The sequence below is a fragment of the Oribacterium sp. FC2011 genome, from assembly GCF_000701645.1.
Classification (GTDB): Bacteria; Bacillota; Clostridia; order Lachnospirales; family Lachnospiraceae; genus Oribacterium.
Genome location: NZ_JNJM01000010.1, coordinates 1 through 13,690, shown reverse-complemented (window position 1 = coordinate 13,690; position 13,690 = coordinate 1). Strand labels below are relative to the sequence as shown.

The following is a 13,690-nucleotide window of genomic DNA, read 5'->3' as shown; positions in this document are numbered from 1 at the left end:
CCTACTCCTTATTCCAGCGAAAGTCCATCGATCCAGCTTCTGATCTCTTCCAGAGAAACATCTCCACTGAATCTGTTTCCATCAAGCCAGTTGCCTGACCCGGCTTTTTCTGAAAGATTCTTACTGCTCGTACTTATTCCGCTACCTCCTGATGTACAGAACGGAATAATCGTTAACCCATCAAAATCATAGCTTTCCACAAACGTATCCATGATACGCGGTTCCTCACCCCACCATATCGGATAACCTATAAATACAGTGGAATAAGTATCACCTATTTCTATATTCAGGTCTTCAAATTCAGGTCGAACATCAGGATCCCTTTGTTCTTTTGTAGCCCTTGTGTTTGAATCATTATAGTTTAAATCTGCATCCGTATATGGCTCCTTTGGTACGATCTTATATAAATCTGCTTCTGTAACCTGTGATATCTTTTCTGCAACTCCCTTTGTGGTTCCTGTCGCCGAAAAATACACCACCAGAGTTTTATTGCCCACATCTACATTTGATGCTTCCTTTGATATATCAGTACTGTTTTCTGTTGCCGCTTCCGATGTGGCACTTTCATCAGTTCTCACTGACTCAACAGTTTCTACTGTTTCGGTAACACTTTCTGTATGAGTTTCTGATTGATTTCCGCATCCAACAATGCCTGTCATTAATGCTGCAATAGCTATTAATACCGTAATCTTCTTAAAACAGTTACTCATCAGATTATCTCCTCCACCCATTTTTTCAGTTCTTCTTCAGAAACATTTCTGGTGAATCGCCTTCCACTGACAACATTAGCTTCCTTAGCAAGAGCTTTCATATTCTCACCTGAATTCCCTATTCCGCTTCCTCCTGATGTGCAGAATGGTATGACTGTTTTTCCCGAAAAATTATAGCTTTCCATAAATGTATCTATGATAGATGGCTCTCTATACCACCACACCGGAAAGCCAACAAAAACATTTGAATATTCTGAAATATCAGCAATACGTGATGCTATTTCCGGCCTGCTGTTTTTGTCATTCATCTCTATGGAACTACGGCTGCTTTTATCCTGCCAGTTTAAATCAGCACTTGTATATTTTTCTTCCGGCTCTATTTCAAATAACTCAGCGCCTATAGACGAAGCAAGCCTAACCGCAACCTGTTTGGTTACTCCGCTTGCACTAAAAAATGCAACTAAAGATTTACCCATAAGATTAATCCCTCTCTTTCCTCTTTATGCTTATTTTCTTATAAAACCCGCATCCTTTTCCGGCATGGTATCATCAGAAACATATCTCTCAACAGTCATGTGGAGATCATATTTTTCACGAAGATCCATGATTGTTTTCATCATGGGAGATGCATGATGGACATCAATTGATTCCTGATCCTTCCAACTGTCTATCAGAAGTATAGTCTCTGGATCTTCCAATGACTCGTAATATTCATACCTGAGATTTCCTGCCTCATTACGGATTTTCTCTACTGTTCCGCTTTTTGTCATCTCCTCTGCAAATTTTCTTGCAGAACCATTGGTTCCTGTATATCTGAGATTTACTGTAATGCTCATCTTCATCTACCTCATACGTTTAATCCGCTGTCATAGGCTTCTTTCATTGCCCTGGTTCCTATTACTTCGCCTTTTTGCCAGACACCTTCTCCCCAAATGATGCCTTTTATTTCATTCCCAAGGTTCTTGAATACTGTGGTTAGTTCCTGCCCTACAAGTTCAAGTCCTCTTTTTTCGTCATGTCCTGTGATAATTAGGAAGATATCATGTCCTCCGAGATCTTGCCACTTAGGAAGAAACCTGTCTATCACAGTCTTAAGCATTCCATTCATGGTAAGGAAATAAGTTGGTGTGGCAACAACGATCACATCTGATCTCTGCATCTTATCAAGGATCTCAGCCATATCATCCTGTAAGACACATTTTCCTGTTTTAAAACAGGAATAACATGCACGACAAAAGTTTATATTCCTGTCATACAGAGAAATCTTTTCGACATTGTTACCGGATTCGGATGCGCCTTTCATAAACGCATCACACAGGATATCGGAATTCCCCTCTTTTCTGGGGCTTGCCGACAAAATCAAAACATTTTTCATAGATAGCTACCCCTCTAGCTGTCTAATTATCTTAGCTGGAACACCGCCAGCAATAACATTATCCGGTATATCCTTAGTTACGACAGCACCGGCCGCTATTACCACATTATTTCCTATAGTTACTCCAGGAAGAATTGTGGCATTCCCTCCTATCCAGCAGTCAGAACCTATCCTTACAGGTCTTGTTGTTGAAATAAGATATTTGCTTCCATCTTCTCTCGTTCCAAAACGTTTTGAAGCATCTAAACTATGCTCTCCACAATATATCTTTACATCTGGTGCGATAAGAGTTCTGTCACCAATAGTGATCATATTTGAATCAAGGAAGGTACAGTTCATATTGATCGTGACATTTTCACCAAGCTCTATATGCTTTCCATAAGTGCAGCGAAAAGGAGGCATGACCACTGTTCCGTCGCCCATCTTGCCAAGGAGATTTTTTGCAGTTTCCTTCTGTTCAATAGTTTCATCTGTATCATTAAGCTTCCTGACCAGTTTTTTTGCTGATATGATCATCTCCTGAATCTCAGGATCTCTGTAATCATACTCTTTTCCTTCTAACAGCTTTTCGTGTTCTGTCATTTATCTGAGCCTCCTTCCAAGTTCATAGGCTTCCTTTGGATACCTGCTCCTTGAAGTCATTCCCGGTGTTCCGCAGCCATATCCAAGAACCATACCCATATCTTCAAAATTGATGTATCTGACAAGAGTTTTATAATGTGCTTCAAGTGCCTCGAATGTCCAGTCATCTGCATTCCATGCAACACTAAGAAGTGCTGATCTAAGATGTTTTCTGCTCAGGCTGCTGTTATAAGCGCAGAACCTGTCTACAACAATCTTCATCTGTGCCGACATTCCATAGTAGTAAAGCGGAGTGGCAAATACCACCATATCAGATGACAGGAGTTTTCTCCTTATGATCTCTGTATCATCCTTCTGTACGCATGGTCCTTCATATCCACACTGCACACATCCGATACATGGTTTTATATCAATGTGACAGATATCCAGAATCTCGACTGTATGCCCGGATTCCTCTGCTCCTCGTTTAAATTCTTTGGTCAGGATACCGGTTGAACCATTCTTATTGGGGCTTCCCATCAAAACTGTTATATTCATTCTAAAATCCTCTATGAAATAAGCCCACGGCAAAAAGCCGCAGACTTTACTTTCAATTATTTATTCATTTTTGCGCAATCGCCCACTTTATCACCTGTCACAAAGTATTCATATGTAGGGAACTCGAAAAGAACAGGTTTGAAAACATGGTAGTCAATCTTACCGGCTTCATTAAGGACAGACTCATCCGCGTATGTGGCAAGGATCTTTCCGATAAAGTTATCGAAGTTCTCAAGTTCTAAGTTTGTGTCCATCTCGCACTCTATAGAAACCTTTGCATCATCAATAAGAGGAGCTCCGTTCTCACCTACTGTATATTTAAAAACACCTGACTTATCTTCTTTATTTCCTGAGACTACGCCCATTCTGTCTGCTTCCTTAAGCCATGACTCATCAACTACATTCACAGAGAAAATCTTATTCTCTCTGATTCCCTTATTTGTATAATGTGCCTGCACCATGGATACCATAAGATGGCTGTGCGCTACAGTTCCTGCGTGTGCTACCAGTGTCCAGTTAGGCTTTCCGTCCACCATTGCTCCTACTACGATTACAGGTGCCGGATATAATGCCAAAGTTGCTCCTATATTCTTCTTCATTTACGCTCCTTCTTTCTTTTAATCAAAAAATCAGTTTCAAAAACTGATAGGTCATTTCATAAATCGTCACATCAACATGAGAGAGCTTCACCTCATCCATGGCAGATATCTGCTTCTCTGTCGGATATGAATATGGATAGATTCCATACATGTAAGGGAAAAATGCATATCTTATCTGCTCACTCTTCTGATCGGTTATATTAAGATGTTTTTTCAAACATTCACCAAAAAGCTCCACCGTTTCCTTAAAAGCTTTCTTGTATTCAATCAAAAGCTCATCCCTGCTGTTGTCCTCTATCTCATAAAGGTTCATGGCCGAAATCTTGAGAAGTGTCTTCCTGTCTTCCATGGATTTTGCAATGGCTCTTGCCAGAGAATCCTTATCCATATCCAAATTTCTTTTGATAATGCTCCTTAAAGCATCATTCCATTTCATATATTCACGGGTAAGCAGTCCTAAAAAGATTTCTTCCTTTGTTTGGAAATAATTGTAGATAGAAGGTCTGGAAAAGCTGGTTTCGGTGCTTATGCTCTTTATGGTAATGCTGTGAAAGCCCATGTTCTCATAAAGCTTTTCACAGGCATCCATTATCTCCTCTCTTCTTTTGTCAATCGTCTCCTTAAGTTCCACTGCCATGATAGTTCTCCTTTGAATCCTTGTCTCAAATATAACTTATATTACTATAATGTTGACACAAGGTCAATTTTCGGGCAAAAGTTAATCCATCTTCTTTTCCCACATACGGATAAGGTTAAGATCAAGGCTGTCAGCAGTCTTTTCAAGATCTGCTATCTCTTCCGCAGTAAGGGAAATGTTGCAGGCCTTAACTGCATCCTCAACATGATTAACCTTTGTCACACCGATGATAGGAAGCGCTCCCTTTGCGATAGCCCATGCTACAGGAATCTGTGCCGGTGCCACATTGTACTTGTCTGCTACTTCCTTAAGCTTAGCATTCATGATCTCAAGCTTATCAAGTACAGGATTATAGGTTATTCCTCTTCCTGATCCTTCCGGCATCGGATTCTTTGTATCATACTTTCCGGAAAGTGCGCCCTGTTCAAGTACCATATATGCCCAGAACTGAATGCCGTTTTCCTTGCAGTAATCAACGATTCCTGAATCCTCAGATGATCTGTTAAGGAGGCTGTAGTGATTCTGTACTGCTCCAAGCCTGAGTCCATGCTCATGAAGGATTCTGTCTGCTTCCTTGATCTCTGCCAGGTTGTGGTTTGACACGCCGATTACCGGAACATTGTCCTTCCCTTCAAAATACTTCGCAACCTCTGTGATCCACTTTGGGGCATCCACAGGATTATGTACCCAGTAAATATCCATGCTGTCGATACCGAGCATCTCGTATTCTGTCTTCAGCATATCCGCTACAGGTGTTGCTGATGAGTAATCTGCACACTGTGGTGTGAACTTATCAGATACGATATATGAATTCCTTGGAAGCCCCTTCAGAAAACTTCCGAGGGTCTTCTCTGATGTGCCCATGCCATATACATAAGCTGTATCCCAGAGATTAAGACCTGCCTTCATTGCTGCGTCAAATATAGGTCTGAGAGATTCTTCTGTGAAGTTTCCTCCAAATGTTCCATCATTTCCCCATGCCCATGCGCCGAGTGCTATCTTTGGTAATGTCTTTGTCATATCAAAGCTCCTTTCAGTTGACATCGTGTCAGGTGATGGTTGAATAATAACACTGTATTGACACAGTGTCAATCTCTTTTTTATTTTTTCTTTTATAAAATTTTGAAGACTCCTTACCGATAGAGAATCTCCTTTTTATATATGTTTCAAGAATGTTGTGATGCTAGATGAGAAAAATACCTCAACTAAAAAATAAGTGAGCATATCGCCCACTTATTCAGAAATCGCAATGACATAACGTCTGCCTGCATCATTTGATGTATCATCATCACAGGCAACAAGCGTTACCGAATCGTCCGTCTCTATTTCCATTCCCGTCTTATCAGACAGGAATTTTGAGAGTGCTTCTGGAGTTTCAGGATGAATGTTGTAAAAATCATCATCCGCCTCTGCCTGGTAATATGAAACTATAGTGAAGTACTTCACTGTTTCATCAGTTACCAGTACGAGGTTTTTATGCTCCTCAAGGTATTCGGGTTCCTCGTAATAACGGAGGCTTCCAAACATCCAGTTCTCCTTTTTGTTCCTATGGACACTCATGTTGTGTCCGGCGATGACATGATTACCATCGCTATCGAGGTCAAAAAGATAATTACCCTCTTCATCTATTGCACCGTCTCCGAAAATGCATCCAGGATAACTTTCCCGCTCGCCTTTTCCGTTATGGTGTAAATAATAATCAAGAGCTTCCTGATCATTACCTTTTCTTTGATAAACTGGGTATTGAAGAACAACTCCTTCGTCCTTCATTGCCGCATTGCAGAGTCGATCCTTCTCGATATCAGAGTCAAGGATCATGATGTACCCCTGAACATCTCCGTTATCCTTCTGGAGTCTCTTTACACCATCTACCATAGCCCTTTCGTCATCAGAAAGAGCAATGGCTTCTGGTTCTATTTCCTCTACATCCACCGCGGTATCCGGTATTTCTTCAGATGCTTCGGTAAACATCTCGGCTTTAAGTTCGTTATAAGACTCAGCCGCTTCTTCCTTATCTCTTGAGCGCTTCACCGACATTGTCACGAAAACCGCAGCAAGAATAATAAGGATAAAAGTCATTGTTTTTTTCATATTTACCTCCTCTAATGACTTATCTAATAATCTACATACAGATTATGGAAGGGGATAACTCGGATAACAAAAAAATCTGCCGGTTTTACAGCAGATTTTTTAAAATATCTTTTATGAGAATATCTCATCTTTTACTTCGCCGGCTTTTTGTGCTGACATCTTTGTCTGAAACTCTTCTGCTTCTTCCTCATTTCTGCATCCAACACCGTACTCTGTTGAATAAGGAATTACTTCTGTCACAGTCCTTAATATGTTGTGGACCGTGTGACAGTAAGGACACTCAAGCTGCTTTGCATACTCTCTTACCTGTATTGCTCCATCGACAAATACATGACCGTCTTTTTTTATGTAACGGTAATCCATATCGGCAATCTTACCGTATGACTTCATAATAAGGAAATCGTGACGATTTGAATCATCATCTTCCTTTATCCTATACTTTCTGGGTACATCAAGGACATAATTGGTGATCCTCTGTCCCTGGTCTGTAGTATAGATCTCCGGTTCGTTGCTTGCCTTTCCGATTATGGTAACACGGTTTGAAATCTCGGAACGCTCACGCATATTCTTTGTACCTTCCGATGGATCAAGACCCTTTGTGAGCACTTCTGTGAACACAGGGTTCACATAGCAAAGTGTCTCATTAAAGGAAATAACTGAATGTTTTCCTTCTTCATCCTCACAGACTTCATTCTTACATAAACAATGTTTTGTGTAATCATGGGATGCAAGGGTTCCCCTAATGAGCACCATATCTCCCTTTTCCCATTTGGCCATCTGCTTCATGATTTTTGCATTTTGTGAAAGGACGATAGGATTATCCATTTTGATCCTGTGGTCCTTGGCACCATAATCCCTGATGCCACGGATGACCGCTACGGTACAGATTACCTGTATCTTCTTTGCGTCCGGCTGTCCGGGCTTATCAGTATATATTTTTGGTGCGCTCGACACTTGGCCGTACATTGTGACCTCATTGTGACGTGCCATTATAATACCTTCTTTCTCCAAATAACTCTATTAACTCGTTTACTATCTAATTATGTACGGAGTTTTTGTCGTATTAGTTTTTTTTAGAAAAATTTTTTTAAAAAAAGAACCGGCGAACCGGTTCTTGAACATTATTGTATTATCTTATTATCTCATCGATGGTCGATACTGTACTGAAGCTTCCTGGATGACTTGATATGATTTCTTTCATCACCGACAGTTCAAAATAGCTTATATAGCAGAATAATGTTGTGTTCTCTCCAGCAATGGCTCCGCGGGAATTCATGATGGTGCATGTTTTATTGAGCTGCTTCTTGATGTCACTTATTATTCCATCAGGATCCTGGGTAATAATGGTAACCTGCTTGATTGATTCGAAGTGATCCGTATAGTGATCTATCACGCTTGTGGCAACAACATATACAAGAAGACTAAGAAGTGCGGCTGTTGCATCTATTACTACAAACACCGTGAGGTACACAAGAGCATTGAATGCCAGAAGCACCGGTGTCATGCTGTAATTTCTACCTGTCTTATCAGACAGCTTCTTTACTATGATATTCGCAAGAATTTCTGAACCGTCTATACACCCGCCATAGCGAAGGATCAATGATAATCCAAAGCCAAGTATTGCTCCTCCGAAAGCTACCGCAAGAAAGTGCTCAGTATTTAGTTCAAAAGGAATATGCTCAAAAAATACAAGCCCTAAAGTGTAGACGATAGAACCAACCGCAGCTTTTATGGTGAAACGTCTTCCCAGAAAAATGTAACCCGCTATCAAAAAAGGCAGGAAAACCGCAATCATGCATAGTGACAGCTGTAGCCCGGTAAGCTTACTGATAATGATGGCAACCCCGGCAGTTCCGTAGTCTATAGCGTCATTCGGAAGCAAAATAAGAGCAACCGAAAAACTCGCCATAATGGCTCCAAGTATAATAAAAATATATGATAGTATGCCCTGAGTCTTCTTCATCTAAACTATTATCCTTCTGTATTTTCTGCCTATTCAGTTACACTTCCCCAATTAAGTTTATATTTATCTGCATCCAAGCAGTATTCGCTCTTAAGAAACGGATAGTACTCCTCAGCGTCTACTATCCTTGAGCCTTTCTGCTTATTACATTTCTTACATAACGGAAGGAGATTTCTTTCGTCATCTGCTCCACCTCTGTATTTTGGTATGTAATGTTCTATAGTTGTTTTCTCCAGAGTAATAGACCTTCCGCAACGAGCGCAAACTCCATCCGTTTTGTTTAGAAGAATACGTTTGATTTCTGATTTCTTTTGCTTTAGGCCCCTCATACATCCCTCGGATATCTTTTAGCAATATCTCTCTATCGTCCTCACTACCGCTGACAAATACGAACTTCCAAAAAGATTTAAATGATTTGTCAGGTGGTATAAGTTATACAAGTCCCGTCTTTCCTCATAGCCCGGGATAGCTCCCATAGCTTTAAAGTACGCGTCATAAAACTTTCTGTCAAAGCCACCAAACAGTTCAGTCATCGCAATGTCAGCCTCATTACATCCCACGTATACCGCCGGATCTATCAGCATCGGCTGCCCAGTTTCATCCGACATAAAGTTTCCGGCCCAGAGATCCCCATGTAAAAGAGAAGGTTTCTCCGGTTCATAAAGGAATCTGTCAAGGTTATCGAGGAGCCAATTTACCTTTCTGATAAGGCTTCCGTCAAGGTGCCTTGATGCCAGCTCAAACTGTGGTCTTAACCTACATTCGTAAAAGAACTCTATCCAGCTGTTCTTTGGAGTATTCTTCTGTTTGCCGGCACCGATGTAATTATCACTATTAAGACCATATTTCCCATCTGTCACAAAAGATGAGGTATCAGCCTTATGCATGGCAGCAAGACCGGAGCCGAGCTTTTCCCAAAAGTCCTTCTTAGGCAAAGCCCTTTCTATAAACTCCATCAAAAGAAACGAATATCCATCATCTGTGCCAATAGCATGAATATGTGGGACCCTGATGGTTCCTGTTTGCATTATGACAGCGACACCCTCAGCTTCAGCCCTGAAGAAATCTTTATTTGAAATACTGTTCGCCTTAAGGAAAAGCGTTTCTCCATCTGAAAGAAAAAGCTTATAGGCATCATTGGCATCTCCGCCATGAACTGCCTGCTTTTTCTCCACTGATACGTCTTTTCCGCATACTGATATAACAGCCTCTTTTAACGAGCTGCAAACGAGCACTTTATCAGAAATTGTTCCCATTCCATCCCCAATCATCTGATCCGAAATAACGGATATACATGTGGTCAGGACTCACACCAAGAATATCCCCATATATGCCTGTCAGTTCTTTTGTCATCTTGCCGTAAACATCAGAAGAAGCATTTCCATAGATCTTAACCTCGATGAATGCTGTAGGCTGAGAATCATCACCTCTAAAGTACATAGGAATGTCTCCCTCGATTGCCAACATAAGCCAGTTCTCGCTCTTCCCCGGAATAATTGAAATAGCCTGTCCAAGGCGCTCCTTTAGCTGTTTCTCTTTTTCCTTTGTTACCGTAACATTAGTTTTTGTTGAAATGAATGGCATGGTCCTTCTCCTTTTCCCTACAAAAAATAGTATCAACTATAGTTCTCTGTACCATTATAATGCTTTTCATTGAACTTAACATTAGCTGACTAACGACAAAAGTCGCAGATTATGCGGCTGAACTAATCAGCCTGGCAAGTTCGTTGATATCACTTGTTCTCGGTCCATCGAATTTGATACCACGGCCATTTTTTCCGTTTAGCCACTTTATTGCCTTTCCTCCGTATTTTTTCCACTCGTTTAAGTTTTCCGAGTAATCGTCCACCAGGATATCCTCATCGGTTAGAGACTCTTTTTGAAGTATCTTCATCACTGAGAGAGCCTTATTTGTACCGTTTAGCACAAAATTTCGATTCTTAATCTCCGGCGCTTTCATATCACACCACTTGTTCTTATCTTCCAACGCAGTGCAGTCCGTAAGGAAAGCGGACAAAATGTATACCTCGAAGTTTTCCTTTTTTGCAAGTTTTCTCGCAAAGTCGAGTATTTCAGTCTGCGGATCCAGATTAAGAAAATATCCCCGGCTTTTTAGTTCTCTCATTCCTGCTTCCTTCCATTCGGCAAGAGTACCGTCAAGATCGAAAAATATACGTTTCATGCACATCTCCTTTCTCTACTATTCATGTTCTTCTCCAATTTACTTATGATCTGTTACATAACAATTATGGGGAGGGAATGTTCAGATAAGCTTCTGATTATATGTTAGCTGGTCGGGGATGCAAAAAAAGGTACATGCATCTATATAGATACAAAAAAAGAGCATTCGCTTTCTGGCAATTATCATGCCTAGCGAATGCCCACTGATATTATTCTATATATATACTATCTTGAAGCATGGGATCCAATGGTTCAAAATGTATATTGCTTACGTCAAGACGTTTGGTCTTATTTCTGAGTATTCCATTTGATTTATATATAAATAAAACAGAATTGTTGTCTCTGTCATAATAGGTCATCATACAGCCAAGACCCGTATTATCATAAGGTTCATCAAAAAGATCAGTGACACATCCTACATAGATAGAGTCGTTTATTAATTTATAAACTGAACAGACATGTCCGCCGTCCGAAAATGATTGGTTCTCAATGTATTCACATACTCCATCATTGTCAAGATCTTTCTTTATAAGAAAATCTTCAGTATAATAGCTTGTCGACAATTCCATTGCTTTATAGATGTTATCTGTAGGAAGAAATGATAATCCAAAAGAAAAAAAAGCTGTTACTAACAAGGCGAACCATACCTTAATATCACTGTTTGATAACTGCATTTTATAAGCTCCTGAAAAATATTAAAAGATGATGTATTAGATAAGCCTAACGGTAGCAAATACACAAATCATGCGTTTCACAACTACCGAATAGGCTATACCCTCTTTCTTAAAACTTAACATAAATATTTAATACATATACAAGCTTAGTGCTTTCTTTTATTCAGATATCGAAACATATTTCTATTAAAACATCTCTTTGTTTTATGATTCTGAACAATTATCGTTTTAAGGACACTTGCAATACTAAGTACTGAAATTGATCCAAGAACAGCAATCTTTGTATTTTCTGAACCTTGATTTATACTGGTTACAAACTCATTGCAACAATGCTCTTTTGCATCCGAACTCAAATCATCAGAATCTAAAATATCAGTAAGAATTTTAGTTTCATTCTCTGATTTAGTCATCTGTACTTCGGAGAACTTATCAACTGCCTCTTTTATAGCATCATATTTTTTACCATTTATGTAGGTAAAACCCCTAGTTGCTTCAATAGCAATGCCACCCAAGTCCTTAGATAATGTATTTGACATTTTTGTACTGTGAGGGACTTGTCTGTTTGAATCATTTTCATTGAATAGATAAATTGGGGCTTCTTTATTTGTTTTCTTATGACAAACTTCAACTACTCTTTTCCTGTCGTCCTTTGCAACACATTTCATTGTGAGGAACCTCCTTTTAAATCAATTTTTTATTATGGATTGATTGTAAAAGAACGATGGTTTCTAGTGAAGTAATTGTGCTTAAGTGGAATATAAAAGATATTTCTTCCATTCATGCATTATAGCAAGATGCGTTTTTGCATACGAATTGTCTATATTTGCAGCACTAAGCAATAAATCACAGCCATATTGAAGATTTTGTATTTCATTCCTGTCATTATCAACCAAATCCCATAAATACATAATGGCATTGTAATAGCAGAACAAATCATTATTATAATGAACCATATAAGTCAATGAAAGCCACACATTATTAATAGCACCAATCAATTGTTCTTGAATCTTCTCGATATTTAATTCATCATGGTCAAAAAAATCAAAATTAAGATTTACATAATGATTTAAAAATTCAATCTGCGATGCAATTATTCTGTTATATTTTTGAATGCCATCTTCAGGATAAGCTTTTATAAAATTACTTTTATTAATTATTTGATTTAACCAAAACGATATTATAATTGCATATTCTAGATTTATGCATAATATAAAATGCATGCTATCACAATTTTCGTTTCTTTCATAATCTTTAATCAATTCATCAATAAGATCTTCTTTCTGCGCACAGATATCGGCATTGATTTTTTTTATATTCGATTCTACATCATTTGATGTAAATATGGTATAAAGGTTAATCTTGTATTTTAAGTATTCATGGTAATTATATGGATTTTCAGGAAAGAATAGTAAATTATTAATAAAATCAAATATAGTGAATCTCTTTTCGTTCGAAACTTTATTCCTCTTGAAATAATTTACTCTTATTTTATCTGAAAATACAAGCTCATCAATTGTGATATTATAATGCTTTGAAATGATGGCGAGTTTTCCAATGTCTATTTCATTTTCACCATTTTCTATTTTGCTAATTGCTGATGGTGTCAAATGTAAAAATGCCGCCAAATCTTTTTGTGTTTCATCATACTGCTCTCTTAAATCTTTTATATTATTCCCGATTCTTATTAAATCTATACAACTCATAGAAATCCCCTAGTATTAATTACATTAGGAATTGGATTCTAACATTTAAATAAGATTTTCATATCTTCCATCCTCTTCCCAACTTGCCATTTCAATATCGTCGGCTATCGCAACTTCCAATAGCCTTTCCCTGTATAATCTAAGGAGGGCATCTTCTCCTATTTTTTCTTTTAAATAACTACTAAGAGCATAAAAAAACTGTTCATTCACCTTGAAAGGCTCTTCATAATACTCAAAATCCATGTAATTCCCTACAACCTCCCGGAACACTCCTCCGAGAGAGTCAGCTAGATACACCGATGCATCCATGTCATCACTGTCACCATTTTTTCTGATGAATTCATTGGTATCCCATGTTGACATTTTGTTAAGAACAAACCCTCCATAACTATGTTTAAGCGGATTGTCATCGGTTTTAGGAATCCAAAGGATATCTCCTTTTTTAAAGGGAGTCGGAAAATCGAACCAAAGGTCATCGAAGAAATCCAAGATTCCGTGCATTGGTGCTGAAACACCTACCGGAGAATACTCGTCTATTTCCAAAATCTGCCCGTCTCCTCGGTATTCCATTTCGTATAACTCATCTGGATTGTCGAGAGACTGCTTAAGGAATTTATACCTTAACAATTCTCCATTTT

The 13,690-nt window shown here is 38.8% G+C and carries 20 protein-coding genes; all 20 read right to left on the bottom strand.

From position 1 onward, the window contains the following. Positions 1-8: 8 nt before the first annotated feature. Positions 9-710 carry a flavodoxin gene (locus tag T357_RS0109350; RefSeq protein ID WP_031551465.1) on the bottom strand — a complete coding sequence of 234 codons (702 nt, stop codon included), beginning with the start codon at positions 708-710 and terminating at the stop codon, positions 9-11. After that, positions 710-1,186, bottom strand: a complete 477-nt coding sequence (locus T357_RS0109345) for a flavodoxin (protein ID WP_031551462.1) — start codon at positions 1,184-1,186, stop codon at positions 710-712. The genes T357_RS0109350 and T357_RS0109345 overlap by 1 nt, the downstream gene beginning before the upstream one ends. Before the next feature lie 30 nt (positions 1,187-1,216). After that, entirely contained in the window at positions 1,217-1,546 is a 330-nt protein-coding gene (locus tag T357_RS0109340) for a putative quinol monooxygenase (RefSeq protein ID WP_031551459.1), read from the bottom strand. Positions 1,547-1,557: 11 nt separating this feature from the next. After that, positions 1,558-2,085: a flavodoxin family protein gene (locus T357_RS0109335; RefSeq protein ID WP_031551456.1), complete on the bottom strand. Its 528-nt coding sequence runs from the start codon at positions 2,083-2,085 to the stop codon at positions 1,558-1,560. Between the two features lie 6 nt (positions 2,086-2,091). Beyond that, positions 2,092-2,667: a sugar O-acetyltransferase gene (locus T357_RS0109330; RefSeq protein WP_031551454.1), complete on the bottom strand. Its 576-nt coding sequence runs from the start codon at positions 2,665-2,667 to the stop codon at positions 2,092-2,094. Continuing rightward, positions 2,668-3,204 carry a flavodoxin family protein gene (locus T357_RS0109325; RefSeq protein WP_031551452.1) on the bottom strand — a complete coding sequence of 179 codons (537 nt, stop codon included), beginning with the start codon at positions 3,202-3,204 and terminating at the stop codon, positions 2,668-2,670. A 56-nt stretch (positions 3,205-3,260) separates the two neighbouring features. Continuing rightward, positions 3,261-3,803 carry a flavin reductase family protein gene (locus T357_RS0109320; protein ID WP_031551450.1) on the bottom strand — a complete coding sequence of 181 codons (543 nt, stop codon included), beginning with the start codon at positions 3,801-3,803 and terminating at the stop codon, positions 3,261-3,263. A gap of 22 nt (positions 3,804-3,825) precedes the next feature. Further along, positions 3,826-4,440 (bottom strand): TetR/AcrR family transcriptional regulator, encoded by a 615-nt coding sequence (locus T357_RS0109315; RefSeq protein WP_031551448.1) that lies wholly within the window; start codon positions 4,438-4,440, stop codon positions 3,826-3,828. Between the two features lie 81 nt (positions 4,441-4,521). Further along, the gene (locus tag T357_RS0109310) at positions 4,522-5,460 is read right to left on the bottom strand and encodes an aldo/keto reductase (RefSeq protein WP_031551446.1); all 939 of its coding nucleotides are present in this window, start codon (positions 5,458-5,460) and stop codon (positions 4,522-4,524) included. 213 nt (positions 5,461-5,673) lie between these two features. Continuing rightward, entirely contained in the window at positions 5,674-6,531 is an 858-nt protein-coding gene (locus T357_RS0109305; RefSeq protein WP_031551443.1) for a class B sortase, read from the bottom strand. Positions 6,532-6,642: 111 nt separating this feature from the next. Further along, positions 6,643-7,521 (bottom strand): single-stranded DNA-binding protein, encoded by an 879-nt coding sequence (locus T357_RS0109300; protein WP_081828114.1) that lies wholly within the window; start codon positions 7,519-7,521, stop codon positions 6,643-6,645. Between the two features lie 139 nt (positions 7,522-7,660). After that, on the bottom strand, positions 7,661-8,494 hold the full coding sequence (locus tag T357_RS0109295) for a YitT family protein (protein WP_031551438.1): 834 nt from the start codon (positions 8,492-8,494) through the stop codon (positions 7,661-7,663). Between the two features lie 29 nt (positions 8,495-8,523). Continuing rightward, positions 8,524-8,823 (bottom strand): HNH endonuclease, encoded by a 300-nt coding sequence (locus tag T357_RS0109290; RefSeq protein ID WP_049962366.1) that lies wholly within the window; start codon positions 8,821-8,823, stop codon positions 8,524-8,526. A gap of 18 nt (positions 8,824-8,841) precedes the next feature. Further along, positions 8,842-9,750, bottom strand: a complete 909-nt coding sequence (locus T357_RS0109285) for a fructosamine kinase family protein (protein WP_031551433.1) — start codon at positions 9,748-9,750, stop codon at positions 8,842-8,844. Continuing rightward, positions 9,734-10,078, bottom strand: a complete 345-nt coding sequence (locus T357_RS0109280) for a phenylpyruvate tautomerase MIF-related protein (RefSeq protein WP_031551430.1) — start codon at positions 10,076-10,078, stop codon at positions 9,734-9,736. Before T357_RS0109280 ends, T357_RS0109285 begins: the two co-directional genes overlap by 17 nt. 109 nt (positions 10,079-10,187) lie before the next feature. Further along, positions 10,188-10,676, bottom strand: a complete 489-nt coding sequence (locus T357_RS0109275; RefSeq protein WP_049962365.1) for a 5' nucleotidase, NT5C type — start codon at positions 10,674-10,676, stop codon at positions 10,188-10,190. Between the two features lie 208 nt (positions 10,677-10,884). Beyond that, positions 10,885-11,349 (bottom strand): hypothetical protein, encoded by a 465-nt coding sequence (locus T357_RS0109270; protein ID WP_031551424.1) that lies wholly within the window; start codon positions 11,347-11,349, stop codon positions 10,885-10,887. Between the two features lie 146 nt (positions 11,350-11,495). Then, entirely contained in the window at positions 11,496-12,014 is a 519-nt protein-coding gene (locus T357_RS0109265) for a hypothetical protein (RefSeq protein ID WP_031551422.1), read from the bottom strand. Positions 12,015-12,095: 81 nt separating this feature from the next. Next, the gene (locus T357_RS20250; RefSeq protein ID WP_049962364.1) at positions 12,096-13,052 is read right to left on the bottom strand and encodes a helix-turn-helix domain-containing protein; all 957 of its coding nucleotides are present in this window, start codon (positions 13,050-13,052) and stop codon (positions 12,096-12,098) included. A 45-nt stretch (positions 13,053-13,097) separates the two neighbouring features. After that, positions 13,098-13,690, bottom strand: a 593-nt coding sequence (locus T357_RS19170; protein ID WP_044916646.1) for a hypothetical protein, incomplete at its 5' end; no start/stop codon positions are given.

What these genes read in the sequence shown, in the direction of transcription:
- T357_RS0109350 (WP_031551465.1), bottom strand. Translation starts at nt 710, where the DNA reads ATGAGTAACTGTTTTAAGAAGATTACGGTATTAATAGCTATTGCAGCA.
- T357_RS0109345 (WP_031551462.1), bottom strand. Translation starts at nt 1,186, where the DNA reads ATGGGTAAATCTTTAGTTGCATTTTTTAGTGCAAGCGGAGTAACCAAA.
- T357_RS0109340 (WP_031551459.1), bottom strand. Translation starts at nt 1,546, where the DNA reads ATGAGCATTACAGTAAATCTCAGATATACAGGAACCAATGGTTCTGCA.
- T357_RS0109335 (WP_031551456.1), bottom strand. Translation starts at nt 2,085, where the DNA reads ATGAAAAATGTTTTGATTTTGTCGGCAAGCCCCAGAAAAGAGGGGAAT.
- T357_RS0109330 (WP_031551454.1), bottom strand. Translation starts at nt 2,667, where the DNA reads ATGACAGAACACGAAAAGCTGTTAGAAGGAAAAGAGTATGATTACAGA.
- T357_RS0109325 (WP_031551452.1), bottom strand. Translation starts at nt 3,204, where the DNA reads ATGAATATAACAGTTTTGATGGGAAGCCCCAATAAGAATGGTTCAACC.
- T357_RS0109320 (WP_031551450.1), bottom strand. Translation starts at nt 3,803, where the DNA reads ATGAAGAAGAATATAGGAGCAACTTTGGCATTATATCCGGCACCTGTA.
- T357_RS0109315 (WP_031551448.1), bottom strand. Translation starts at nt 4,440, where the DNA reads ATGGCAGTGGAACTTAAGGAGACGATTGACAAAAGAAGAGAGGAGATA.
- T357_RS0109310 (WP_031551446.1), bottom strand. Translation starts at nt 5,460, where the DNA reads ATGACAAAGACATTACCAAAGATAGCACTCGGCGCATGGGCATGGGGA.
- T357_RS0109305 (WP_031551443.1), bottom strand. Translation starts at nt 6,531, where the DNA reads ATGAAAAAAACAATGACTTTTATCCTTATTATTCTTGCTGCGGTTTTC.
- T357_RS0109300 (WP_081828114.1), bottom strand. Translation starts at nt 7,521, where the DNA reads ATGGCACGTCACAATGAGGTCACAATGTACGGCCAAGTGTCGAGCGCA.
- T357_RS0109295 (WP_031551438.1), bottom strand. Translation starts at nt 8,494, where the DNA reads ATGAAGAAGACTCAGGGCATACTATCATATATTTTTATTATACTTGGA.
- T357_RS0109290 (WP_049962366.1), bottom strand. Translation starts at nt 8,823, where the DNA reads ATGAGGGGCCTAAAGCAAAAGAAATCAGAAATCAAACGTATTCTTCTA.
- T357_RS0109285 (WP_031551433.1), bottom strand. Translation starts at nt 9,750, where the DNA reads ATGGGAACAATTTCTGATAAAGTGCTCGTTTGCAGCTCGTTAAAAGAG.
- T357_RS0109280 (WP_031551430.1), bottom strand. Translation starts at nt 10,078, where the DNA reads ATGCCATTCATTTCAACAAAAACTAATGTTACGGTAACAAAGGAAAAA.
- T357_RS0109275 (WP_049962365.1), bottom strand. Translation starts at nt 10,676, where the DNA reads ATGAAACGTATATTTTTCGATCTTGACGGTACTCTTGCCGAATGGAAG.
- T357_RS0109270 (WP_031551424.1), bottom strand. Translation starts at nt 11,349, where the DNA reads ATGCAGTTATCAAACAGTGATATTAAGGTATGGTTCGCCTTGTTAGTA.
- T357_RS0109265 (WP_031551422.1), bottom strand. Translation starts at nt 12,014, where the DNA reads ATGAAATGTGTTGCAAAGGACGACAGGAAAAGAGTAGTTGAAGTTTGT.
- T357_RS20250 (WP_049962364.1), bottom strand. Translation starts at nt 13,052, where the DNA reads ATGAGTTGTATAGATTTAATAAGAATCGGGAATAATATAAAAGATTTA.